The 24142-nt window shown below is 61.0% G+C and carries 19 protein-coding genes; 16 read left to right on the top strand and 3 right to left on the bottom strand.

The features are described from left to right. Positions 1–129 precede the first annotated feature (129 nt). From dnaE to ispD, 8 genes are all read left to right on the top strand, one after another. Positions 130–3651, top strand: a complete 3522-nt coding sequence (dnaE, locus tag BT179_RS08725; protein ID WP_072387936.1) for a DNA polymerase III subunit alpha — start codon at positions 130–132, stop codon at positions 3649–3651. A gap of 150 nt (positions 3652–3801) precedes the next feature. Next, entirely contained in the window at positions 3802–4749 is a 948-nt protein-coding gene (locus BT179_RS08720) for an acetyl-CoA carboxylase carboxyltransferase subunit alpha (protein ID WP_072387933.1), read from the top strand. Positions 4750–4883: 134 nt separating this feature from the next. Beyond that, positions 4884–6212, top strand: coding sequence for a tRNA lysidine(34) synthetase TilS (gene tilS, locus BT179_RS08715; RefSeq protein ID WP_072430848.1), 1329 nt, complete (start codon positions 4884–4886; stop codon positions 6210–6212). Positions 6213–6486: 274 nt separating this feature from the next. After that, on the top strand, positions 6487–8118 hold the full coding sequence (locus tag BT179_RS08710) for a CTP synthase (RefSeq protein ID WP_072387929.1): 1632 nt from the start codon (positions 6487–6489) through the stop codon (positions 8116–8118). Positions 8119–8122: 4 nt separating this feature from the next. Further along, positions 8123–8968 (top strand): 3-deoxy-8-phosphooctulonate synthase, encoded by an 846-nt coding sequence (kdsA, locus tag BT179_RS08705; protein WP_072387927.1) that lies wholly within the window; start codon positions 8123–8125, stop codon positions 8966–8968. Positions 8969–9122: 154 nt separating this feature from the next. Then, positions 9123–10412, top strand: a complete 1290-nt coding sequence (eno, locus tag BT179_RS08700) for a phosphopyruvate hydratase (RefSeq protein ID WP_072387925.1) — start codon at positions 9123–9125, stop codon at positions 10410–10412. Between the two features lie 171 nt (positions 10413–10583). Then, a complete protein-coding gene (ftsB, locus tag BT179_RS08695) occupies positions 10584–10862 on the top strand; it encodes a cell division protein FtsB (RefSeq protein ID WP_072387923.1) in 279 nt (92 codons plus the stop codon). Next, positions 10859–11566, top strand: coding sequence for a 2-C-methyl-D-erythritol 4-phosphate cytidylyltransferase (gene ispD, locus BT179_RS08690; protein ID WP_072387921.1), 708 nt, complete (start codon positions 10859–10861; stop codon positions 11564–11566). The genes ftsB and ispD overlap by 4 nt, the downstream gene beginning before the upstream one ends. Before the next feature lie 165 nt (positions 11567–11731). Here ispD and BT179_RS08685 read toward each other — a convergent pair whose 3' ends face one another. After that, positions 11732–12628, bottom strand: a complete 897-nt coding sequence (locus tag BT179_RS08685) for a LysR substrate-binding domain-containing protein (protein ID WP_072387919.1) — start codon at positions 12626–12628, stop codon at positions 11732–11734. Positions 12629–12735: 107 nt separating this feature from the next. Here BT179_RS08685 and BT179_RS08680 point away from each other — a divergent pair, with 107 nt between their 5' ends. The 8 genes from BT179_RS08680 to rpoS all read left to right on the top strand — a co-directional run bounded on the left by BT179_RS08680 (position 12736) and on the right by rpoS (position 20003). Further along, positions 12736–13848: an S-(hydroxymethyl)glutathione dehydrogenase/class III alcohol dehydrogenase gene (locus BT179_RS08680; protein ID WP_072430849.1), complete on the top strand. Its 1113-nt coding sequence runs from the start codon at positions 12736–12738 to the stop codon at positions 13846–13848. An 83-nt stretch (positions 13849–13931) separates the two neighbouring features. Next, entirely contained in the window at positions 13932–14792 is an 861-nt protein-coding gene (fghA, locus tag BT179_RS08675; RefSeq protein WP_165887773.1) for an S-formylglutathione hydrolase, read from the top strand. A 92-nt stretch (positions 14793–14884) separates the two neighbouring features. Then, positions 14885–15358: a 2-C-methyl-D-erythritol 2,4-cyclodiphosphate synthase gene (gene ispF, locus BT179_RS08670; protein ID WP_072387913.1), complete on the top strand. Its 474-nt coding sequence runs from the start codon at positions 14885–14887 to the stop codon at positions 15356–15358. Then, positions 15355–16413: a tRNA pseudouridine(13) synthase TruD gene (gene truD, locus BT179_RS08665; RefSeq protein ID WP_072387911.1), complete on the top strand. Its 1059-nt coding sequence runs from the start codon at positions 15355–15357 to the stop codon at positions 16411–16413. Before ispF ends, truD begins: the two co-directional genes overlap by 4 nt. Next, positions 16401–17150, top strand: coding sequence for a 5'/3'-nucleotidase SurE (gene surE, locus BT179_RS08660; RefSeq protein ID WP_072387909.1), 750 nt, complete (start codon positions 16401–16403; stop codon positions 17148–17150). The genes truD and surE overlap by 13 nt, the downstream gene beginning before the upstream one ends. 41 nt (positions 17151–17191) lie before the next feature. Next, positions 17192–17827 (top strand): protein-L-isoaspartate(D-aspartate) O-methyltransferase, encoded by a 636-nt coding sequence (locus BT179_RS08655; protein ID WP_172679635.1) that lies wholly within the window; start codon positions 17192–17194, stop codon positions 17825–17827. A gap of 211 nt (positions 17828–18038) precedes the next feature. Next, the gene (locus tag BT179_RS08650) at positions 18039–18887 is read left to right on the top strand and encodes a peptidoglycan DD-metalloendopeptidase family protein (protein ID WP_072387907.1); all 849 of its coding nucleotides are present in this window, start codon (positions 18039–18041) and stop codon (positions 18885–18887) included. 105 nt (positions 18888–18992) lie between these two features. Then, positions 18993–20003: an RNA polymerase sigma factor RpoS gene (gene rpoS, locus BT179_RS08645; protein WP_072387904.1), complete on the top strand. Its 1011-nt coding sequence runs from the start codon at positions 18993–18995 to the stop codon at positions 20001–20003. A gap of 532 nt (positions 20004–20535) precedes the next feature. On the opposite strand, the gene fdxA is transcribed toward rpoS, so the two are convergent. Both fdxA and mutS read right to left on the bottom strand, forming a co-directional pair. Next, the gene (gene fdxA, locus BT179_RS08640) at positions 20536–20859 is read right to left on the bottom strand and encodes a ferredoxin FdxA (protein WP_072387901.1); all 324 of its coding nucleotides are present in this window, start codon (positions 20857–20859) and stop codon (positions 20536–20538) included. A 142-nt stretch (positions 20860–21001) separates the two neighbouring features. Beyond that, positions 21002–23569, bottom strand: coding sequence for a DNA mismatch repair protein MutS (gene mutS, locus BT179_RS08635; RefSeq protein ID WP_172834647.1), 2568 nt, complete (start codon positions 23567–23569; stop codon positions 21002–21004). Positions 23570–24142: the final 573 nt, after the last annotated feature.

Raw genomic sequence — 24142 nt, 5'->3', positions numbered from 1 at the left:
CGCGCCCAACCGGGACAAAACCCTCGCCACAAATGCCGTGTTCGCGGCTGGACACTCATGGCTGATGTTTTACCCAAGGCCCGGTACAATCCGGGCCTTGTTGTTCTCATGACTTAACGCAGGATCACTATGCCGGCTTCATTCGTTCATCTACGCCTGCACACTGAATACTCCCTGGTCGATGGTCTGGTGCGGATCAAGCCGCTGATCAAGACCCTCGCGGGCATGAACATGCCTGCCGTGGCGGTCACCGACCAGAACAACATGTGTTCGCTGGTCAAGTTCTACAAGGCGGCCATGGGCGGCGGAATCAAGCCGATCTGTGGTGCCGACCTGTGGCTGGCGAGCAAGGATCCGGACGCGCCGTTGAGCCGTATCAGCCTGCTGGTGATGAATGCCGTGGGCTATCGCAACCTCACCGAGTTGATTTCCCGGGGCTTCATCGATGGCCAGCGCAACGGCTCGATCATCATCGAGCGCGAATGGGTGGCCGAGGCGAGCGAAGGCCTGATCATGCTGTCGGCGGCGAAGGAGGGCGAAATCGGCCTGGCGCTGCTCAGCGGGAACAACGAGGAAGCCGAAACCCTGGCCCGGGAGTGGATGGACGTATTCCCGGATCGCTTCTACATCGAAGTTCAGCGTACCAACCGGCCCAACGATGAAGAGCACCTGCATGCCGCCGTTGCCTTGGCCGACCGGATCGGCGCGCCGCTGGTGGCCACCAACGACGTGCGTTTCATCAAGCAGGAGGATTTCGAGGCCCACGAAACCCGCGTCTGCATCGGCGAAGGCCGCGCCCTCGACGACCCGCGCCGGCCCAAGAACTACAGCGACCAGCAGTATCTCAAGAGCGCCGAGGAAATGGCCGAGTTGTTCAGCGACCTGCCCGAGGCGCTGGAAAACACCGTCGAGATCGCCAAGCGCTGCAACATCGAAGTGAAGCTGGGCAAGCACTTCCTGCCCAACTTCCCGATTCCCGATGGCATGACCATCGACGAGTATTTCCGCAAGGTTTCCTTCGACGGCCTGGAGGAACGCCTCAGCGTCCTGCTGCCCAAGGACACGACCGAAGATTACGAAGCCAAGCGCCAGGTCTATGTCGACCGGTTGAATTTCGAACTGGACATCATCATCCAGATGGGCTTCCCCGGTTACTTCCTGATCGTGATGGACTTTATCCAGTGGGCCAAGAATAACGGCGTGCCGGTAGGCCCGGGCCGTGGATCGGGTGCGGGGTCGCTGGTGGCCTACGTGCAGAAGATCACCGACCTCGACCCCCTGGAATACGACCTGCTGTTCGAACGTTTCCTCAACCCGGAACGGGTATCCATGCCCGACTTCGACGTCGACTTCTGCATGGATGGCCGCGACCGGGTGATCGACTACGTGGCGGAGAAATACGGCCGCAACGCCGTAAGCCAGATCATCACCTTCGGTTCCATGGCGGCCAAGGCGGTGGTGCGGGACGTGGCGCGGGTGCAGGGCAAGTCCTATGGCCTGGCCGATCGCCTGTCGAAGATGATTCCGTTCGAAGTCGGCATGACCCTGGAAAAGGCCTATGAGCAGGAAGAAATCCTGCGGGACTTCATCAAGGTCGATGAAGAGGCCGCGGAAATCTGGGAAATGGCCCGCAAGCTCGAAGGCGTGGTGCGCAACGTCGGTAAGCACGCCGGTGGCGTGGTGATCGCGCCGACCAAGCTGACCGACTTTTCGCCGATCTACTGCGACGAAGAGGGCGATGGCCTGGTGACCCAGTTCGACAAGGACGACGTCGAGGCAGCGGGCCTGGTGAAGTTCGACTTCCTGGGGCTGCGGACCCTGACGATCATCGACTGGGCATTGAAAACCATCAACCGCGACCGGGCCAGGGCAGGCGAAGAGCCCCTGGATATCGCCTTCATTCCGCTGGATGACAAGCCGACCTACAACCTGCTGCAGAAAGCCGAAACCACGGCGGTGTTCCAGCTCGAATCCCGTGGCATGAAGGAACTGATCAAGAAGCTCAAGCCCGACTGCCTGGAAGACCTCATCGCTCTGGTGGCCCTGTTCCGTCCGGGCCCGCTGCAATCGGGCATGGTGGATGACTTCATCAACCGTAAGCACGGTCGTGCCGAGCTGGCGTATCCGCACCCCGATTACCAGTACGACGGTCTCAGGCCGGTATTGGCTCCGACCTACGGCATCATCCTGTATCAGGAACAGGTGATGCAGATTGCCCAGGTGATGGCGGGCTATACCCTCGGCGGCGCGGACATGCTGCGCCGGGCGATGGGTAAGAAGAAGCCCGAGGAAATGGCCAAGCAGCGCGGTGGCTTCATCGAGGGCTGCGCCAACAACGGCATCGATGCGGACCTGGCCGGCAACATCTTCGACCTGGTGGAAAAGTTCGCCGGCTACGGCTTCAATAAATCCCACTCTGCCGCCTATGGCCTGGTTTCCTACCAGACTGCCTGGCTCAAAGCGCATTATCCGGCACCGTTCATGGCAGCCGTCCTGTCGGCGGATATGCACAACACCGACAAGGTCGTGACCTTGATCGAAGAAGTGCGGACCATGAAGTTGCGCCTCGACGCGCCGGACGTGAACGCTTCGGAGTTCAAGTTCACGGTGAACGACGAAGGCCGCATCATCTACGGCCTGGGTGCGATCAAGGGCGTGGGCGAGGGGCCGGTGGAAGCCATCACCGAAGCGCGCCAGGACGGGCCGTTCAAGGACCTGTTCGATTTCTGCGCCCGGGTCGATCTCAAGCGCATCAACAAGCGCACCCTCGACGGCTTGATCCGCAGCGGCGCGCTGGATCGCCTGGGGCCTTATTTCCATGATGAGCCCAAGGCCTATCAAGCCAACATCGACCGCAACCGCGCGGTATTGCTGGCGGCCATGGAGGAAGCGATCAAGGCGGCCGAGCAGACGGCCCGTACCCACGACAGTGGCCATGCCGACCTGTTCGGCGGTCTGTTCGTCGAGGAAGATGCCGACGTCTACAGCAATCATCGCAAGGCCAAGGAGCTGACCCTCAAGGAGCGCCTCAAGGGCGAGAAGGACACCTTGGGGCTGTACCTCACCGGCCACCCGATCGATGAATACGAAGGCGAGATCCGCCGCTTCGCCCGCCAGCGCATCATCGACCTGAAGCCGGCCCGCGATACGCAGACGGTCGCCGGTATGATCATTGCCCTGCGGGTCATGAAGAACAAGAAGGGCGACAAGATGGGGTTCATCACCCTGGACGACCGCTCCGGGCGCATCGAGGCTTCGCTGTTTGCCGATGCGTTCCACTCCGCGCAGTCGCTGTTGCAGACCGACGCCATGGTGGTGGTGGAAGGCGAGGTGAGCAATGACGACTTCTCCGGTGGCCTGCGGTTGAGGGTCAAGCGGGTGATGAGCATGGAGGATGCCCGTACCAACCTGGCCGAGAGCTTGCGCCTGAAGTTGCAGACCCAGGACCTCAAGGGCGATCAGCTACGCTGGCTGGGAGAGTTGTTCACTCGCCATCGCGGTGCCTGCCCGATCACCATGGAGTACGTGCGCCCCGACGCCAAGGCCGTGCTGCAGTTCGGCGAAGGCTGGCGGATCGATCCGGCGGATGCGTTGATTCAAGCCTTGCGTGACCAGTTCGGCAAAGACAACGTCTTCCTCCAATACCGTTGACGGCCAGGGGCCACTCTTGGACCCAGAGCACCCCTGACCTCAACCCGAATTTTTAATCTCGACCTGAACGCGCCTCTCCCTTAAGGTAGGGCGCGAATAGACAACCGGCCGGCCCAAGCTCTCTTGGACGTCGACCCAAGACGGACGCCTATGAACCCGAATTTTCTAGATTTCGAACAGCCGATCGCCGACCTGCAAGCCAAGATCGAAGAGTTGCGCTTGGTCGGTAACGATAATTCGCTGAATATCGGCGATGAAATCTCTCGTCTGCAGGACAAAAGCCGCACGCTCACCGAAGACATCTTCGGCAAGTTGACCAGTTGGCAGATCGCGCGCCTGGCACGTCATCCCCGTCGTCCATACACCCTGGACTACATTGAACACATCTTCACCGAATTCGATGAGCTGCACGGCGACCGTCACTTTGCCGACGACGCCGCGATTGTCGGTGGTGTGGCCCGTCTGGAAGACAAGCCAGTCATGGTGATCGGTCATCAGAAGGGCCGCGAAGTTCGCGAGAAAGTACGCCGCAACTTCGGCATGCCGCGTCCTGAAGGTTATCGCAAGGCTTGCCGCCTGATGGAAATGGCCGAACGCTTCAAGATGCCGATCCTGACCTTCATCGACACGCCGGGCGCCTATCCGGGGATCGATGCCGAAGAGCGCAACCAGAGCGAAGCGATTGCCTGGAACCTGCGGGTAATGGCACGGCTGAAAACCCCGATCATCGCCACCGTGATCGGTGAGGGTGGTTCCGGTGGTGCATTGGCTATCGGTGTCTGCGACCAGTTGAACATGCTGCAATATTCCACTTACGCGGTGATCTCGCCGGAAGGTTGCGCCTCGATCCTCTGGAAAACCGCCGAGAAAGCGCCGGATGCCGCCGAAGCCATGGGCATCACCGCCGAGCGCCTCAAAGGCCTTGGAATCGTGGACAAGGTCATCAACGAACCCGTGGGCGGCGCCCACCGCGATCCGGCCGCAGCCGCGGCATTGATTCGTGCCGAGCTGAGCTCGCAGTTGGCGATGCTGAAGAAGTTCGACAACGACGCGTTGCTGGCCCGTCGCTATGAGCGGTTGATGAGCTACGGCCTCTGATCCGAGCGCTGTACCCTGTGTGGGAGCGGGCTTGCTCGCGATAACGGTTTAACATTCAACAGATACGTTGACTGAAACACCGTTATCGCGAGCAAGCCCGCTCCCACATTCGATTTGTGTGAAGGTCAGTTTCTATGAACCCGTCCAGGATTGATCTGCCAACCCGGCTCCTCACACAGTTATCCCCCTGGCGCAACGCCACCACTTGGCGCATCGCCTTCTCCGGCGGTCTCGACTCCACCGTCCTGTTGCACCTGCTCGCGTCTCTCTCAAAAAGCCATTCCCTGCCAACGCTCTGCGCGATCCATGTCCATCATGGCCTGCAGGCTGTGGCTGACACCTGGCCGGACCACTGTCGTTCGGTCTGCGAGGCCCTTGAGGTCCCGTTGCAGGTGGTTCATGTCCAGGTCAAGCCCGGCGCCAGCATCGAGCGTGCCGCCCGGGACGCGCGTTATGAAGCCTTCGCCGCGGCGACCCACGGCAATGAAGCGCTGCTCGTTGCCCAGCACCGCGACGATCAGGCCGAAACCCTGTTGTTTCGTTTGCTGCGAGGGGCAGGAGCCAGGGGCCTGTCGGCCATGCCGAGGCAGCGTCCGCTGGGCCAGGGGCATCTGCTGCGGCCGCTGCTGGAGGTGTCTCGGGCCGAGCTGCAGGCCTATGCGACGCAACAGGGCCTGAGCTGGATCGAAGACCCCTCCAACGACGATCAGCGGTACGCACGCAATTACCTGCGCCAACGGGTCTTTCCGCGGCTGGTCGAGCAATGGCCCCAGGCTTCGATGACCCTGGCTCGCAGCGCCGCGCATCTGGGTGAGGCCCAGGGGTTGCTCGATGACCTGGCACGGATCGACCTGGCCCGGGCCATGACGCCTGGAGCGTTCGACTGGCTTGGGCTGCCTTCGCTGGAACTCGCGCCTCTTCAGGCATTGTCGCCGGCCCGGCAACGCAACGCCTTGAGCCATTGGCTGGCGACGCAGACGACGTTGCCCGACAGTGACCACTGGGCCGGCTGGGAGTCACTGCGCGACGCAGCGGACGACGCGCGGCCTGTCTGGCGACTGGCCGCAGGTGAGCTGCATCGGGCCGGCGGACGAGCCTGGTGGTTATCCGACCACTGGTTGCGTCCCGTCTCGGGCACCGTCGAGTGGCCAGAGGCGGCTGATTTCGTGCGGTTGCCAGGAAATGGCCGGGTGTTCCTTGTCGGCAGCCCTCCTGCCGGCCCGCTTTGCCTGCGCTATCGTCAAGGTGGCGAGGTCATGGAGCTGCCCGGGCGTGGCCATCGGGATCTCAAGCGCTTGCTCAACGAGAGGGGCGTGCCGGCCTTCGTTCGCGGCCGATTGCCGCTGCTGTACCGGGGCGGGCAACTGCTGGCGGTGGCCAACCTGCCAGGGCTGGATGGCGACCGCGATGGCACCTGGCGATTGGGCTGGCAACCATCGGGACAAGATCTGGGTTTGAGCTGAAAGGGGCTTTCCGGTAGACTACGCTCCCTTCTTGATACAACTTCTGTGGATTCGCCTGAATTGCAGGAGTTGCCGATTACCAAGCAGTCTTTGCTGGGCGATTCCAAAAAATGTGTAGCGAGCAACGTACCGGTGATTTCACCTCCGGTCTGTCCCAACGCGGCGGTTTTTTTGAAAGGTGCACTGTGATTAATGCAGGTGATCGGGGGCTTCGGCCTTCCTTCGCTTTCCCCGGCGGCTCGGACCGCTTTAACGCAGACTTCTAGGGTTTTTCATGACGCGCTACATATTCGTCACGGGCGGTGTTGTTTCTTCATTGGGGAAAGGCATTGCCTCGGCTTCATTGGCGGCCATCCTGGAGGCGCGGGGACTTAAGGTCACCATGCTCAAGCTGGACCCGTACATCAACGTCGACCCGGGCACCATGAGCCCGTTCCAGCACGGCGAAGTGTTCGTCACCCACGACGGCGCCGAGACCGACCTGGACCTGGGCCACTACGAGCGGTTCATCCGCACGACCATGACCCAGAACAACAACTTCACCACCGGCCGCGTCTACGAGCACGTGCTGCGCAAGGAACGTCGTGGTGACTACCTGGGTGCGACCATCCAGGTCATTCCGCACATCACCGACGAAATCAAGCGCCGCATCATCAAGGGTGCCGGCGATGCCGACGTGGCGATGGTGGAGATCGGCGGTACCGTGGGCGACATCGAGTCCCAGCCGTTCCTCGAGGCTATCCGCCAGTTGCGTTTCGAAATCGGCGCCAAGCGTGCGATGCTCATGCACCTGACCCTGGTGCCGTACATCGCCACCGCCGGCGAAACCAAGACCAAGCCGACCCAGCATTCGGTCAAGGAACTGCGGTCCATCGGCCTGCAGCCGGACGTGCTGATCTGCCGCTCCGACCACCCGATCGACATCTCTTCGCGCCGCAAGATCGCCCAGTTCACCAACGTTGAAGAGCGCGCGGTCATCGGCCTGGAAGACGCCGACACCATCTACAAGATCCCCGGCATCCTGCACTCCCAGGGCCTGGACGATTTCGTCGTCGAGCGTTTCGGCCTGCAATGCGCTGGCGCCGACCTGTCCGAATGGGACGCCGTGGTCGATGCCAAGCTCAACCCGGAGCACGAAGTCACCATCGCCATGGTCGGCAAGTACATGGAATTGCTGGATGCCTACAAATCGCTGATCGAGGCGATGAGTCACGCCGGCATCAGCAACCGCACCAAGGTCAACCTGCGCTACATCGATTCCGAAGACATCGAGAACCAGGGCACCGGCCTGCTGGAAGGCGCCGATGCGATCCTGGTACCGGGCGGTTTCGGCCTGCGGGGCGTGGAAGGCAAGATCACCGCCGTCCAATACGCACGTGAAAACAAGGTGCCATACCTGGGCATCTGCCTGGGCATGCAAGTGGCCGTCATCGAGTTCGCCCGTAACGTGATGGGCTGGAAGGACGCCAACTCCACCGAATTCGATCGTGCCAGCGGCCACCCGGTCGTGGGCCTGATCACCGAGTGGGAAGATGCCACCGGCGCCGTCGAAGTCCGTACCGAAGCCTCCGACCTGGGTGGCACCATGCGCCTCGGCGCCCAGGAATGCCTGCTCGAGCCAGGCTCCCTGGTGCACCAGTGCTATGCCAAGGACGTGATCGTCGAGCGTCACCGTCATCGCTACGAAGTGAACAACAACCTGCTGCCGCAGCTGATCGAGGCGGGCCTGAAGATTTCCGGTCGCTCCGGTGACGGCGCGCTGGTGGAAGTGGTGGAATCCCCGGATCATCCATGGTTCGTGGCCTGCCAGTTCCATCCCGAGTTCACCTCGACGCCACGGGACGGCCACCCGCTGTTCAGCGGTTTCGTGAAGGCCGCTTTGGCTCAACACCGGAAAAAGGCATAAGACGATGGCCCAGAAGATCATCCGCGTCGGCGACATCGAGATTGCCAACGACAAGCCCATGGTGCTGTTCGGCGGCATGAACGTGCTGGAAAGCCGCGACATGGCGATGCAGGTGTGCGAGGAATACGTGAAGGTGACCCAGAAGCTGGGCATCCCCTACGTCTTCAAGGCCAGCTTCGACAAGGCCAACCGCTCGTCGGTGACTTCCTACCGTGGCCCGGGCCTGGAAGAGGGCATGCGGATCTTCCAGGACATCAAGCAAGCCTTCGGCGTGCCGATCATCACCGACGTCCACGAGCCTTATCAGGCTGCGGTCGTCGCCGAGGTCTGCGACATCATCCAGCTGCCGGCCTTCTTGTCGCGCCAGACCGACCTGGTGGTCGCGATGGCCAAGACCGGCGCGGTGATCAACATCAAGAAAGCCCAGTTCCTCGCGCCCCAGGAAATGAAACACATCCTGAGCAAGTGCGAAGAGGCCGGGAATGACCAGTTGATCCTGTGCGAGCGCGGCTCCAGCTTCGGCTACAACAACCTGGTGGTGGACATGCTCGGCTTCGGCATCATGAAGCAGTTCGAGTATCCGGTGTTCTTCGACGTCACCCATGCGCTGCAGATGCCTGGCGGTCGTTCCGACTCCGCTGGCGGGCGCCGCGCCCAGGTGACCGACCTGGCCAAGGCCGGCATGAGCCAGTCCCTGGCGGGCCTGTTCCTGGAGGCCCACCCGGACCCTGACAATGCCAAGTGCGACGGTCCTTGTGCCTTGCGCTTGAACAAGCTGGAACCATTCCTGTCTCAGCTCAAGGCATTGGATGAGCTGGTCAAGGGTTTTCCGACGATAGAAACCGCGTAACCCGGTTTTCTCCGGTAAAGTACCGCTCGACAAACGCTCTGGCCTGCGGGCCGGGCGTTATCGTCGGCAAGCCTGCCCGCTGCTGTCTTCCCGCCGACGGTAAAAGATTTCCTCTCGCTGCGTCGTTTTCGTCAACTTTGGAGTGTTTACAACAATGGCAAAAATCGTCGACATCAAAGGTCGTGAAGTTCTCGACTCCCGTGGCAACCCCACTGTCGAAGCGGACGTGCTTCTCGATAACGGTATCATCGGCAGCGCCTGCGCGCCGTCCGGTGCTTCCACTGGCTCGCGCGAAGCGCTGGAGCTGCGTGATGGCGACAAGAGCCGTTACCTGGGCAAGGGCGTGCTGAAAGCCGTCGCCAACATCAACGGTCCGATCCGCGACCTGTTGCTGGGCAAGGACCCTGCCGACCAGAAAGCCCTCGATCAGGCCATGATCAAGCTCGACGGTACCGAGAACAAAGCCTCCCTGGGCGCCAACGCGATCCTCGCCGTATCCCTGGCCGCCGCCAAGGCCGCCGCCCAGGACCAGGACCTGCCGCTGTACGCGCACATCGCCAACCTCAACGGTACCCCTGGCGTCTACTCGATGCCGGTGCCGATGATGAACATCATCAACGGCGGCGAGCATGCCGACAACAACGTCGACATCCAGGAGTTCATGGTGCAGCCGGTTGGCGCCAAGTCCTTCTCCGAAGGCCTGCGCATGGGCACCGAGATTTTCCATCACCTCAAGGCAGTGCTGAAGGCACGCGGCCTGAGCACCGCGGTGGGCGACGAAGGCGGTTTCGCACCGAACCTGGCCTCTAACGAAGACGCCCTGAAAGTCATCTCCGAAGCCGTGGCCAACGCCGGCTACAAGCTGGGCACCGACGTGACCCTGGCCCTGGATTGCGCCGCCAGTGAATTCTTCGAAGACGGCAAGTACAACCTGTCCGGCGAAGGCCAGGTGTTCACCGCCGAAGGTTTCGCCGACTACCTCAAGGGCCTGACCGAGCGTTATCCGATCATCTCCATCGAAGATGGCCTGGACGAGTCCGACTGGGCTGGCTGGAAGATCCTCACTGACAAGATCGGTGCCAAGACCCAGCTGGTGGGTGACGATCTGTTCGTGACCAACACCAAGATCCTGAAAGAGGGCATCGACAAGCAGATCGCCAACTCGATCCTGATCAAGTTCAACCAGATCGGCACCCTGACCGAGACCCTGGAAGCCATCCAGATGGCCAAGGCTGCCGGCTACACCGCCGTGATCTCCCACCGCTCCGGTGAAACCGAGGATTCGACCATCGCCGACCTGGCGGTGGGCACCGCGGCGGGCCAGATCAAGACCGGTTCGCTGTGCCGTTCCGACCGCGTTTCCAAGTACAACCAACTGCTGCGTATCGAAGAGCAGTTGAATGGCAAGGCCAAGTACAACGGTCGTGCCGAGTTTCGCGGTTAAGCGGTAAATGGTAAAAAGACAGCGGATTGTGTCGGAAAAGTCGCCATAACGGTGGCTTTCCCTCTAATCTGATGCCTTATCAAGCACAAGCCTGGGTTTTCCAGGCTTCGTGCTATCAGGTGCTTCAAAGTTTGGCATGGCGGTCTTTTTTCACTGGATACCCGATATTCGATGCGCAGTCCCAATTGGTTGTTTCTTGTCTTGCTCCTGTTGCTGGCCGGCCTGCAGTACCGCCTGTGGGTAGGTAATGGCAGCCTGGCGCAAGTGGCCGACCTGACTCAGCAGATTGCCGAGCAGCGTGCCGAGAACGAGGCACTGCTGGAGCGCAACCGGGTGATGGACGCCGAAGTGATGGAGCTGAAAAAAGGCATGGAGACCGTCGAAGAGCGGGCTCGCCATGAGTTGGGCATGGTCAAGGAGGGCGAGACCCTCTACCAGTTGGCCCAATGAGTATTCGTTTGCCGGCCTTCTGGGCCGTGATTCCTGCCGCGGGCGTCGGAGCCCGTATGGCCGCGGACCGTCCCAAGCAGTACCTGCAACTGGGCGGACGCACAATTCTTGAACACAGCCTTGGCTGTTTCCTCGATCATCCGACCGTCAAGGGCGTGGTGGTCAGCGTTGCATGCGACGATCCCTACTGGCCAACCCTGGCCTGCGCCAACGACCCGCGCATCCAGCGCGTGGACGGCGGCGCGCAGCGTTCGGACTCGGTGCTCAATGCCTTGTTGCACCTGCATGCCCAGGGTGCCGACGATCACGATTGGGTGCTGGTGCATGACGCGGCCCGGCCCAACCTGGCCCGGGACGATCTCGATACATTGCTCGGCGAGCTGGCGAGCGATCCGGTCGGCGGCCTGCTGGCTGTTCCGGCGCGCGACACCCTCAAGCGGGTCGACCGGCATGGCCGAGTGCTGGAAACCATCGACCGCAGCGTGATCTGGCAAGCCTATACACCGCAGATGTTTCGCCTCGGTGCCTTGCATCGGGCCCTTGCCGACAGCCTGGTCGCGGACGCGGTGATTACCGATGAAGCCTCCGCCATGGAATGGGCGGGACAGGCACCACGGTTGATCGAAGGGCGGGCCGACAATATCAAGGTCACTCGACCCGAAGACCTGGAGTGGTTGCGCCAGCGTTGGGCGAATCGGCATTAAGCGGGATCTGCCCCTCGTTGGATTGACATCATCTGGGCCGACGTCATCGCGAGCAAGCTCGCTCCGACAATGAACCGGTGTGAGCAGTTGTCCATCATTCGACGATAAACCCCTGTGGGAGCGAGCTTACTCGCGATAACCTCAGCCCAGGCAACAAAGACCCGGTCACCCCCGATATTCGGGCCGCTGCGCCAACCCTTCCTTCAAGTAATCCACCAGCTTGCGCACCTTGGGCGACAGATGTCGCTGCTGTGGATATAACGCCCATACTGCCGTATTCGGCGGCTGATGGGCTTCCAACAGCGAGATCAACGCACCATTGTGCAGATGCTCCAGCACGTAGTAATCCGGCAACTGACACAACCCCACCCCTTGCAACGCCGCATCCAGCACCGCTTGCCCGCTGTTGCAGCGCCAGTTTCCCTGCACTCGTTGGGAAAATTCCCGCCCGTTCTGTTCCAGTTGCCAAAGATCGGAGCTACCGATCAGGCAATTGTGGCGGCTCAACTCCGACAGGCTATGGGGCCGGCCATACCGTTCCAGATAGGACGGCGAGGCACACAAGTACATGCGCCGTGGCGCCAGGCGGGTGGCAATCAGACGTGAGTCCTGCAAGCGGCCCAGGCGGATCGCCAGGTCCAGTCCTTCATGGACGAGATCGAGGGGGCGGTTGCTCAGCTCGATGTCCACCCGCAGTTGTGGATAAAGTCCCATGAAACGTGTCACCAGCGGCACGATGAAACGTTCGCCATAGGCCACGGCACAAGTCATTCGCAGCATGCCCTTGGGCTCGCTGGCGAGGTCGCCCACCGCGCGAAGGGCTTCCTCGCGGCCATCCTGCAGGCGTTGGCAGTGCTGCAGGAACGTCTGCCCGGCCTCGGTGAGCGTGACGCGGCGGGTGCTGCGATAAAGCAGTCGGGTCTGAAGACGCTCCTCAAGCCGTACGATTTGGCGGCTGATGTGGGAAGACGACACACCAAGACGCTCCGCTGCGGCGGTGAACTGACTGCATTCGGCCACGGCGACGAACTCGTCGATCCCTTCCCAGCGATTATCGGACATGGAGGATTATCCCTGTATGGCAATAATGTTTTGCTTTTGGCTGGATTATTCCCTGGCTGCAGGCGGATTACACTCCCTGTCTCGTTTTTATTTGCTGGAGCTACAGGATGATCAAGTCGCGCGCCGCCGTTGCCTTCGAGGCCAAGAAACCCCTGGAAATCGTTGAAGTCGACGTCGCCATGCCCAAGGCTGGCGAAGTGTTGCTGCGCGTGGTGGCTTCCGGTGTCTGCCACACTGACGCCTACACGCTGTCGGGTGCCGACCCGGAAGGGATTTTTCCGTCGATCCTCGGTCATGAAGGCGGCGCCATCGTCGAGGCCATTGGCGAAGGCGTGACCTCCGTGGCGGTGGGCGACCATGTGATTCCGCTGTACACACCCGAGTGCGGCCAGTGCAAATTCTGTAAGTCGGGCAAGACCAACCTCTGCCAGGCCATCCGTGCTACCCAGGGCAAGGGCCTGATGCCGGATGGCACTTCGCGTTTTTCCTACAAGGGCGAGACGATCTTCCACTACATGGGAACCTCGACTTTCTCCGAGTACACCGTGTTGCCGGAAATCTCCGTCGCCAAGATCGCCAAGGATGCACCGCTGGAAAAAGTCTGCCTGTTGGGATGTGGCGTCACCACCGGTATCGGCGCGGTGCTCAATACGGCCAAGGTCAAGCCGGGTGATACCGTGGCGATCTTCGGCCTGGGCGGCATCGGCCTGTCGGCTGTGATCGGCGCCGTGAAAGCCAAGGCCTCGCGCATCATCGCCATCGACATCAACCCGTCCAAGTTCGAAATCGCCCGGCAACTGGGCGCCACCGATTTCGTCAATCCGAAGGACTTCGACCGTCCGATCCAGGAGGTCATCGTGGACATGACCGATGGCGGCGTGGACTTTTCCTTCGAATGCATCGGCAACGTCCAGCTGATGCGTGCCGCATTGGAGTGCTGCCACAAGGGCTGGGGCGAGTCGGTAATCATCGGCGTGGCCGGTGCCGGCCAGGAAATCTCCACCCGTCCATTCCAGTTGGTGACGGGGCGCGTCTGGCGCGGTTCGGCGTTTGGTGGCGTGCGTGGTCGCAGCGAACTGCCGAGCTACGTGGAAATGGCCGAGAAGGGCGAGATTCCACTGGATACTTTCATCACTCATACCATGGGCCTGGAAGACATCAACAAGGCTTTCGACCTGATGCATGAAGGCAAGAGCATCCGCACCGTCATTCATTTCTAAGGAGCAGCGGCAAGCGGCGAGCTACAAGCTGCAAGTAGGCTTGGCACTCTCTTGCAGCTTGAAGCTTGGCGCTTGCCACTGGAATGTCCATGAACCTCGAAAACATCTCTTGCCAGAAAAGCTTCGGCGGCTGGCACAAGCGTTACCGGCATCGTTCCGAAGTGCTTGGCTGTGACATGGTATTCGCCGTCTACCTGCCACCCCAGGCCGAGCAGGGCGGCAAGCTGCCTGTGCTGTACTGGCTGTCGGGGCTGACCTGCACCGACGAGAACTTCATGCAGAAGGCCGGCGCCCAGCGCATGGCCGCCGAGCTGGGGTTGATCATTGTCGCGCCGGACACCAGCCCCCGTGGGGCCGATGTACCGGGGGATCCGGACGGTGCCTGGGACTTCGGCCTGGGCGCGGGATTTTATCTGAATGCCACGCAGGAACCCTGGGCGCGGCACTATCGGATGTATGACTACGTGGTGCAGGAGTTGCCTGCGCTCGTCGAGACCCATTTCCCCGCCTCGGACAAGCGCAGTATCAGCGGGCACTCCATGGGTGGGCATGGGGCGCTGGTCTGCGCCTTGCGCAATCCGGGTCGTTACCAGTCGGTGTCGGCATTTTCGCCGATCACCAATCCGATGGATTGCCCCTGGGGGCAAAAGGCTTTTTCCCGTTACCTGGGAGAGGACCGTTCCAAATGGCGGGAATGGGATGCCTGTGCGCTGATCGCCGAAGCGGAGGAGAAGCTGCCCTTGCTGGTGGACCAGGGCGACCGTGACGACTTCCTGGCCAACCAGCTCAAGCCCGAAGCCTTGCAGCAGGCGGCAAAGGCGGCCGGCCATCCCCTGGAGTTGCGCCTGCAACCGGGCTATGACCACAGCTACTACTTCATCGCCAGTTTCATCGACGATCACCTGCAACATCATGCCCGCGCGCTCGGGAGGGCAATCGGTTAGTTTTTTCCACCACGCCGGGAAGACTAATTGAGAACACCCCTACCTCTAATGCAGGTAGAATCACGCCCTGACAGAAATCAGGGCGTTTTTTTATGCGTATTGGCCACGGCTATGATGTTCACCGGTTCACTGAAGGCGATTTCATTACTCTGGGCGGTGTGCGGATCGCACATGGTTTCGGGCTGCTCGCGCATTCTGATGGTGACGTCTTGCTGCACGCCTTGAGCGATGCCTTGCTCGGCGCCGCCGCGTTGGGCGATATCGGCAAGCATTTCCCTGATACCGATCCGCAATTCAAGGGCGCCGACAGCCGTGCGCTGCTGCGCCACGTGGTGTCGCTGATCCACGCCAAGGGCTGGACGGTCGGCAATGTCGACAACACCATCGTGGCCCAGGCTCCGAAGATGGCACCGCACATCGAAACGATGCGCCAGTTGATCGCCGAGGATCTCCAGGTCGGCATCGACCAGGTGAACGTGAAGGCCACCACCACCGAGAAGCTGGGCTTCGTCGGCCGCGAAGAAGGCATCGCCGTCCATTCCGTTGCCTTGTTGCTGCGCCCATGACCGAACTGGAACTGTTGGGGCCGCGTGCCTATGGTGAGTCGCTGGGCAGTGCGGTACTGAAAGCCACCGCCGAGGATTTCCAGGTCGATGAAGTGCTGGATATTCCACTGACCGGCGATGGCGAGCACCTGTGGCTCTGGGTTGAAAAGCGTGACCTGAACACCGAGGAGGCCGCCCGGCGCATTGCCAAGGCTGCCGGCGTGCCGTTGCGCACCGTCAGCTACGCGGGACTCAAGGACCGCCAGGCCCTGACCCGGCAATGGTTCAGCATCCAGTTGCCCGGCAAGGCCGACCCGGACCTTTCGGCGGCGCAGAACGACACACTGAAGATTCTCAAGACCGCCCGCCACAGGCGCAAGCTGCAACGTGGCGCGCATTCGGCCAATGGCTTTACCTTGCGGCTCACTGGGTTCAAGGGCGACAGCGCGGCGGTCGATGCTCGCCTGCAGACGATCGCTCGCCAGGGCATCCCCAACTATTTCGGCGCCCAGCGGTTCGGGCACGATGGCGGCAATGTCGTGGATGCGCGCGCCTGGGCTGCCCGCAGCGCCCTGCCGGAGCAGCGCAATGTACGCTCGAGGCTGTTATCCGCCGCGCGCAGTTATCTGTTCAATCGGGTACTGGCGGCACGGGTAGCCGATGGAACCTGGCAAAAGGCACAGGTTGGCGACTTGCTGGCCTTCACCGACAGCCGCAGTTTTTTCCCTGCCGGCGAAGCCGAATGCAGCGATCCGCGCCTGGCAATCCTCGACCTGCACCCGACCGGACCGCAGTGGGGCGAGGGGCCTTCGCCCGCCGCTGGCGCCACCTTCGAGCTGGAACAGGCTGTTGCCGAGGGGGAGGCCGATCTGCGGGACTGGTTGATAAACGCGGGAATGAATCACGAACGTCGCATCCTGCGACTGCCCATTGGCGGGCTGTCGTGGCATTATCCCCAGCCTGACATTCTGCAACTGGAATTCGTCCTGCCGGCCGGATGTTTCGCCACTGCCTTGGTGCGCGAACTCGTCGATCTGGTGCCGGTAGGGCAGACGGACAGCCCATGCGTATTCTGATTTCTAACGACGACGGGGTGACAGCACCCGGTCTTGCCGCGCTTTATGCTGCGCTGGCGGATTTTGCCGAGTGCGTGGTCATCGCCCCGGACCAGGACAAAAGCGGCGCCAGCAGCTCGCTGACGCTCGACCGTCCGCTGCACCCCTGCTACCTGGATAACGGTTTCATCAGTCTCAACGGCACCCCCACCGACTGCGTGCACCTGGGCCTCAACGGTTTGCTGGAACGCGAACCGGACATGGTGGTTTCGGGTATCAACCTGGGGGCCAACCTGGGCGATGACGTGCTTTATTCCGGTACGGTCGCCGCTGCCCTGGAAGGTCGCTTCCTCGATCATCCGTCGTTTGCTTTCTCGTTCGTTTCGCGGCAGGTCGACAATTTGCCCACTGCCGCCTATTTCGCCCGTAAGTTGGTGCAGGCCCACGGTGAACTGGACCTGCCGCCACGCACGGTGCTGAACGTGAATATCCCGAACCTGCCTCTGGACCATATCCGCGGCATCCAGCTGACCCGCCTGGGCCACCGCGCCCGCGCCGCCCGGCCCATGCATGTGGTCGACCCGCGGGGCAAGGCCGGCTACTGGATCGCCGCCGCCGGTGATGCCGAGGATGGCGGGCCGGGCACGGATTTCCATGCGGTGATGCAAGGTTATGTCTCGATCACGCCGTTGCAGCTCGACCGCACCTTCAATGATGCCTTCCGACATCTCGATGGCTGGCTGGAGGGGCTGCACTGATGGCTCGTGAGCAAGACGATATGCTACGCCGCGGGATCGGCATGACTTCCCAGCGGACCCGTGAACGACTGATCCAGCGGCTCTACGAAGAAGGTCTGTCCAACGCCCAGGTGCTGGAAGTGATTCGCCGTACGCCGCGGCATCTGTTCGTCGATGAAGCCCTGGCCCATCGGGCCTATGAAGACACGGCGTTGCCGATCGGCCATAACCAGACCATTTCCCAGCCTTATATGGTGGCTCGCATGAGCGAGTTGCTGCTGGAGGCGGGCCCGCTGGACAAGGTGCTGGAGATCGGCACCGGTTCGGGTTACCAGACGGCGGTCTTGTCGCAACTGGTGGAGCGGGTGTTCTCCGTGGAACGGATCAAGGTGCTGCAGGATCGCGCCAAGGAGCGCCTGGTGGAGCTGAACCTGCGCAACGTGGTATTTCGCTGGGGTGACGGCTGGGAAGGCTGGCCAGCCCTGGCGCCTTATAACGGAATCATCGTCACGGCCGTGGCGACCGATGTGCCCCAGGCCCTGTTGGATCAACTCGCACCGGGTGGACGCATGGTCATCCCGGTGGGCGCCGGCGAAGTACAGCAATTGATGCTGATCGTGCGGGAAGAACATGGCTTTTCGCGACACGTCCTGGGGGCGGTGCGGTTCGTGCCGTTACTCAATGGGCCGTTGGCCTGAGCATTTATAAACAGAGGCTGAATTCCGTGACGCTGGCTGTGTCTTACAGCGGCATCGATTTGTCGAATACGCTGCAACGGCGGCGAGCAAACGTGTGCGGTAGCGTCCCGCGCGTCATTGATAGAAGGGTGGGCGCGGCCCGTTATACTCGCGCCACCTCTGCCTGGACAGGCAGTTTCCATTTTTTCAGCCACCACAAAGGGAGCGGCGGGTGAGTCTCACAGTCATTGCGCAGCGTATGAGTATCACGAGCTTTCAGCGCCTGTTGACTGGCCTTGTCTTGAGCAGCTTCTTGCTGGTCGGTTGTTCCAGTACACCATCGGGTAATGTCCGGGTCGTCGATCGCAACAATGCTGCGCCGCAACGTCCTACAGTAACGACCGGTCAGTATGTAGTCCGTCGCGGCGATACGCTGTTTTCCATCGCTTTTCGCTATGGCTGGGACTACAAGGCTCTCGCGGCGCGTAACAACATTCCTGCGCCCTATACCATTCATCCGGGTCAGACGATTCGCTTCGATGGTCGCAGCGGTTCAACGCCAACCGCGGTGGTCACCCAGTCCGGATCGACGCCTTCGTCTTCGAGTAAAACCACGGTGATACGCCGGCCAGTGGGGGCTGCGACGGCGACAGTACCGTCCGTCGCGAACAAACCGGCCCCCGCTCCACTGCCTCCGGCAGGCCCCGCCCCGACAGGCTGGGGATGGCCTTCTAATGGCGTTCTTATTGGAAAATTCTCTTCAAACGGTAGTTTGAATAAAGGAATTGATATCGCCGGAGATTTGGGACAGCCTGTTTTAGCCGCGTCTGATGGCACGGTTGTGTACGCCGGGAGTGGTTTGAGGGGCTACGGCGAACTCGTGATCATCAAACACAGCGATACCTACGTCAGTGCCTACGGTCACAACCGCAGGCTGTTGGTTCGGGAGGGGCAGCAGGTCAAGGTCGGACAGACAATTGCCGAAATGGGGTCGACGGGTACAGACCGGGTGAAACTGCATTTTGAGATTCGCCGACAAGGTAAACCGGTAGATCCGCTGCAATTCCTGCCACGTCGTTGATAGGTTGTCAGCCTGTTCCGTCACGTAGAGGGAACAGGCTCCAGCGTTGCCAAGGATAAAGGCGTCGCTCGAGCTTGAGGTCGAACTCACCAAAGGACTATAACAATGGCTCTCAGTAAAGAAGTGCCGGAGTTTGACATCGACGATGAGGTTCTCCTTATGGAGACCGGCATCGCTATGGATTCGATGTCGAATGATGAAGGGGCGTCATCTCCACCTTCCGTTCGTGCCAAATCCAGACACTCCGCTTCACTTAAACAACATAAGTACATCGATTACACCCGGGCGCTGGACGCCACTCAGCTGTACCTCAACGAAATCGGTTTCTCGCCACTGCTCTCCCCAGAGGAAGAAGTTCATTTTGCGCGGCTGTCGCAAAGTGGCGACCCGGCCGGTCGGAAACGCATGATTGAAAGCAACCTGCGCCTGGTGGTGAAAATCGCCCGACGTTACGTCAATCGTGGGCTCTCGTTGCTGGACCTGATCGAAGAGGGCAACCTGGGATTGATCCGCGCCGTCGAGAAATTCGACCCTGAACGGGGGTTCCGTTTCTCGACCTATGCCACCTGGTGGATTCGCCAGACCATCGAACGGGCGATCATGAATCAGACCCGTACGATCCGGCTACCGATCCACGTGGTCAAGGAGCTGAATGTCTACCTGCGGGCCGCCCGCGAGCTGACCCAGAAGCTCGACCATGAGCCTTCACCGGAAGAAATCGCCAACCTGCTGGAAAAACCGGTGGGCGAGGTCAAGCGCATGCTCGGACTCAACGAGCGGGTTTCCTCCGTGGACGTCTCGCTGGGGCCGGATTCGGACAAGACCCTGCTGGACACCCTCACTGACGAACGCCCCACCGACCCTTGCGAACTGCTCCAGGATGACGACTTGTCCCAGAGCATCGATCAGTGGCTCTCGGAACTGACGGACAAGCAACGGGAGGTGGTGATCCGGCGTTTTGGCCTGCGCGGCCATGAAAGCAGCACCCTCGAAGACGTCGGCCTGGAAATTGGCTTGACCCGGGAAAGGGTCAGGCAGATCCAGGTGGAAGGCCTCAAGCGCTTGCGGGAGATCCTGGAGAAGAATGGCCTGTCGAGTGAGTCGCTGTTTCAGTAACCCGAGTGCAGAGCAGCGAGAAAAACCCCGACTGGTTCGGGGTTTTTCCGTTTTTGAGCAGATGTATCGAGCACTACGCTCTGCGATGCACGCTTGTGGCGAGGGATTTCTACGCCTTCTGTATTTATAGATTCAGCGTGTAAGCCTTTGCCTAGTGTTGCGTAAGTGATCGGTTTCTCATTGGCGGGACAGACAGCTATAAGCACTGTGATTTTTTTTGTATTTATATGATTTGTAAGGTTTTTTATTTTGTGAATGTGGCGTGACAGAGCAAGCCACCTGTATCAGCCACGTTGCACTCACCTGGGAAAACACTAATATCAGTCCTGTGTCGACGGACAGACACACCCGTCACGGACGATGGGGAAGGAAGGACATCGCAGGATGCGATTCATCAGGATGATGAAAAGGATCAAAGGGATTAGGGAAAAAATGTGGGCGGGTCAAACCGCCCCTTTTTTTGCCTGTAATTCCTTGAATTCGCAAAAGCAAAAAGGCCCGCAAGGGGCCTTTTCGATGAGCGCAGGAAGGATCAGCGTTCGAGGTCCGCGATCTTGCCTGGCTTGCCATCCCACTCTTCAGCGTCTGGCAGGGCGTCTTTCTTCTCGGTGATGTTCGGCCAGATATCCGCCAGCTCGGCGTTCAGCTCGATGAAGTTCTCCATGCCGGCCGGCACTTCGTCCTCCGAGAAGATGGCTTGTGCCGGGCATTCCGGTTCACACAGGGCGCAGTCAATGCACTCGTCCGGGTGAATGACCAGGAAGTTAGGCCCTTCGTAGAAGCAGTCCACCGGACAGACTTCTACGCAGTCGGTGTACTTGCACTTGATGCAGTTGTCGGTGACGACGAAGGTCATTTCTAGTTTTCTCCTCAGGCGGCGGCAGCGAAGACCCTTCACGGTGGGCTCGCCAGGTTTGGGAGCGATAGTCTGCAGACCAGGCTAGTTGCCTGCAGCATCCCAAACCGCGCGAGATTCTAACAGCTTGAAAGCCTGTGCGTTAGATCCGTGTCTTCAATGTATAGAGTAAATCCAATGCCCGGCGTGGGGTGAAGTCGTCCAGGTCGAGCTTGGCCAGTTCATCGAGTACCGGATGCGGCAGGCTGGCGAACAGGTCGCTTTGCTGCGGGGCGGCGGGTTTGCCCTTGGCCGGGCGCGGTGCTTCGTGGGGCAGGCTGGTGGTTTCCAGGCGGCTCAAGTGCTCCCGGGCGCGGCTGATCACGTCGCCAGGCACGCCGGCCAGCTGTGCCACCGCCAGGCCGTAGCTCTGGCTGGCCGGGCCGGGCAGTACATGGTGCAGGAACACGATTCGATCATTGTGCTCGGTGGCATTGAGGTGGACGTTGGCCACCAGCGGCTGGCTTTCCGGCAGCACCGTCAACTCGAAATAGTGAGTTGCAAACAACGTATAGGCGCGTAGCTGTGCCAGTCGTTCCGCCGCCGCCCAGGCCAGCGACAGGCCGTCGAAGGTGCTGGTGCCGCGTCCCACTTCGTCCATCAGCACCAGGCTACGCTCGGTGGCGTTGTGCAGGATATTGGCGGTCTCGCTCATTTCCACCATGAAGGTCGAGCGCCCGCCGGCCAGGTCATCGCTGGAGCCGATCCGGGTGAAGATGCGGTCCACCAGGGATAACTCGCAGCTGGCCGCCGGTACGAAACTGCCGATGTGAGCCAGCAGCACGATCAGGGCGGTCTGGCGCATGTAGGTGGATTTACCGCCCATGTTCGGACCGGTGATTACCAGCATGCGGGTATTGTCGTCCAGGCTCAGGTCGTTGGCCACGAAGGGGGTGGTCAGTACCTGCTCGACCACTGGGTGACGACCTTGGCTGATGCGCATGCACGGTTCGCTGACGAAGCGCGGGCAGTTCAGGTCCAGGTTCAACGCTCGTTCGGCCAGGTTGCTCAATACGTCCAGCTCCGCCAGCGCGGCAGCGGTGTCCTGTAGCGGCGGCAGTTGGCTGATCAGATCCTCGAGAAGGGCGTCATAGAGCATCTTCTCCCGTGCCAGGGCGCGGCTCTTGGCCGACAGGGCCTTGTCTTCGAACGCCTTGAGTTCCGGGGTGATGAAGCGCTCGGCACCCTTGAGGGTCTGGCGACGAATGTAGTCGGCCGGGGCCTGTTCGGCCTGCTTGCTCGGCAACTCGATGAAATAACCATGGATGCGGTTATAGCCGACCTTGAGGTTGGTCAGGCCGGTGCGAGCTTTTTCCCGGGCTTCCAGGTCGATGAGGAACTGGCCGGCGTTTTCGCTCAGGGCTTGCAGTTCGTCGAGCTCGGCATCGTAGCCGGTCTTCAGGACGCCGCCGTCACGGATCACTGCCGGCGGGTTGTCGATGATCGCTTTTTCAAGCAGCGCGGCCAGCTCCGGGTAGGTGCTGGTGTTGCGCGCCAGATGCTGCAGGTGCGGGGCCTCGAGATCGGTCATCGCTGCCTGGAGTTCGGGCAAGACGCCCAGGGCGTCGCGCAGGCGCGCCAGGTCACGGGGACGGGCGTTGCGCAGGCCGATACGCGCCAGGATCCGCTCGATGTCGCCGATTTCCTTGAGCTGTGGCTGCAATTGTTCGAAGCGGTACCGGTCCAGCAAGCAGGTAATCGACGTCTGTCGGGCCAGCAACACCGTCAGGTCTCGCAGGGGGCGGTTCAGCCAGCGGGTGAGCAAGCGGCTGCCCATGGCGGTCTGGCAGCGGTCGACCACCGATTGCAAAGTGTTGTCGCGCCCGCCGGCCAGGTTGGTGTCCAATTCCAGGTTGCGGCGGCTGGCACCGTCCAGCACCACCGTGTCGTCCAGACGCTCATGGCGCAGGCTGCGCAAATGGGGCAGGGCGGTGCGTTGGGTTTCCTTGGCGTAGGCCAGCAGGCAGCCGGCCGCGCCGATGGCCAGGGTCAGGTTTTCACAGCCGAAGCCCTTGAGGTCCTGGGTGGCGAACTGTTGGCAGAGGCTTTTCAGCGCCGAATCACGCTCGAAATCCCACGGCGCGCGGCGACGTACGCCACGGCGTTTTTCTGCCGGCAGATCCTTGGGCCAGTCGTCGGGAATCAGCAGTTCCACAGGATTGACCCGCTCCAGCTCCGCCAGCAGGTTTTCCCAACCCTTGATTTCCAGCACCGAGAAATTGCCGCTGGTGATGTCCAGCACCGCCAGGCCGAACAGACGCTCGTCCCCCAGCACTGCGGCGATCAGGTTGTCCCGGCGTTCATCCAGCAAGGCCTCGTCACTGACCGTACCCGGGGTGATGATCCGCACGACTTGGCGTTCCACGGGGCCCTTGCTGGTGGCCGGGTCGCCGACTTGCTCGCAGATCACCACGGATTCGCCGAGCTTGACCAGCTTCGCCAGGTAACCTTCCGCCGCATGGTAAGGAATCCCACACATCGGAATCGCCATGCCCGCCGATTGCCCACGCGCCGTCAGGGTGATGTCCAACAACTTGGCGGCCTTCTTCGCATCCTCGTAGAAGATTTCGTAGAAGTCGCCCATGCGGTAGAACATCAACTGATCGGGATGCTGGTTCTTCAGGCGCCAGTATTGCTGCATCATCGGCGTGTGGGAGGACAGGTCGTTCACGGCGGTGTTCATGTGTCAGGCAAGCTCGTTGAAAGGTGTGGGGCAAAAGGAGGGGCATTGGCCCGGCTTTTCCGCGATGGGCGCAAGGTTAACATGGGTGGTCTGGTGGGACCCAGGGATGAGCGTCTTCCATCGCTTTGGTAAAGCAGGATTTCTGACCCTTGGGTATTTCTTGCCGCCGGAGTGCCTGCAGTCGCCTTACGGAGCATGGGCTGGAGATAATAAAATGTATGGTCAGCCCTTCTCCTGCAACCTCATGGGCTGTTTTCGGTAAAGCTGGCTTGCGCTAATGTATCCGGGCTCGTTGTGAGCGTTGCTGCAACAACGCTCGGCCCTCGATGAGTAGCCGCTCCCGACTGTCCTGAAAAAACCCTCAGCTTCTAAAGCTGATTTTATTGCCAGGTTCTCAGTCGGGCCGTTTGCCGTTTACTGTCATCAGTCAGTGACGTCGCAAAAGCCGGTGGTAACGCTGTGCATTCAAGCGTTCGGATGTGGGTCGTACTGGCCGCCTTTGGCCAGTACCGCCCACACGATTCGCGCCAGTTTGTTTGCTAGCGCACACGCGACGACATT

The sequence above is a fragment of the Pseudomonas sp. NFACC43 genome, assembly GCF_900119645.1.
Classification (GTDB): domain Bacteria; phylum Pseudomonadota; class Gammaproteobacteria; order Pseudomonadales; family Pseudomonadaceae; genus Aquipseudomonas.
The sequence above is the reverse complement of the archived record's forward strand: the minus strand, read 5'-3'. Positions and strand labels throughout refer to the sequence as shown.

What these genes read in the sequence shown, in the direction of transcription:
- ispD (WP_072387921.1), top strand. Translation starts at nt 10,859, where the DNA reads ATGAGTATTCGTTTGCCGGCCTTCTGGGCCGTGATTCCTGCCGCGGGC.
- fdxA (WP_072387901.1), bottom strand. Translation starts at nt 20,859, where the DNA reads ATGACCTTCGTCGTCACCGACAACTGCATCAAGTGCAAGTACACCGAC.
- eno (WP_072387925.1), top strand. Translation starts at nt 9,123, where the DNA reads ATGGCAAAAATCGTCGACATCAAAGGTCGTGAAGTTCTCGACTCCCGT.
- kdsA (WP_072387927.1), top strand. Translation starts at nt 8,123, where the DNA reads ATGGCCCAGAAGATCATCCGCGTCGGCGACATCGAGATTGCCAACGAC.
- BT179_RS08710 (WP_072387929.1), top strand. Translation starts at nt 6,487, where the DNA reads ATGACGCGCTACATATTCGTCACGGGCGGTGTTGTTTCTTCATTGGGG.
- BT179_RS08720 (WP_072387933.1), top strand. Translation starts at nt 3,802, where the DNA reads ATGAACCCGAATTTTCTAGATTTCGAACAGCCGATCGCCGACCTGCAA.
- fghA (WP_165887773.1), top strand. Translation starts at nt 13,932, where the DNA reads ATGTCCATGAACCTCGAAAACATCTCTTGCCAGAAAAGCTTCGGCGGC.
- dnaE (WP_072387936.1), top strand. Translation starts at nt 130, where the DNA reads ATGCCGGCTTCATTCGTTCATCTACGCCTGCACACTGAATACTCCCTG.
- ftsB (WP_072387923.1), top strand. Translation starts at nt 10,584, where the DNA reads ATGCGCAGTCCCAATTGGTTGTTTCTTGTCTTGCTCCTGTTGCTGGCC.
- surE (WP_072387909.1), top strand. Translation starts at nt 16,401, where the DNA reads ATGCGTATTCTGATTTCTAACGACGACGGGGTGACAGCACCCGGTCTT.
- BT179_RS08655 (WP_172679635.1), top strand. Translation starts at nt 17,192, where the DNA reads ATGACTTCCCAGCGGACCCGTGAACGACTGATCCAGCGGCTCTACGAA.
- ispF (WP_072387913.1), top strand. Translation starts at nt 14,885, where the DNA reads ATGCGTATTGGCCACGGCTATGATGTTCACCGGTTCACTGAAGGCGAT.
- BT179_RS08685 (WP_072387919.1), bottom strand. Translation starts at nt 12,628, where the DNA reads ATGTCCGATAATCGCTGGGAAGGGATCGACGAGTTCGTCGCCGTGGCC.
- BT179_RS08680 (WP_072430849.1), top strand. Translation starts at nt 12,736, where the DNA reads ATGATCAAGTCGCGCGCCGCCGTTGCCTTCGAGGCCAAGAAACCCCTG.
- tilS (WP_072430848.1), top strand. Translation starts at nt 4,884, where the DNA reads ATGAACCCGTCCAGGATTGATCTGCCAACCCGGCTCCTCACACAGTTA.
- truD (WP_072387911.1), top strand. Translation starts at nt 15,355, where the DNA reads ATGACCGAACTGGAACTGTTGGGGCCGCGTGCCTATGGTGAGTCGCTG.
- rpoS (WP_072387904.1), top strand. Translation starts at nt 18,993, where the DNA reads ATGGCTCTCAGTAAAGAAGTGCCGGAGTTTGACATCGACGATGAGGTT.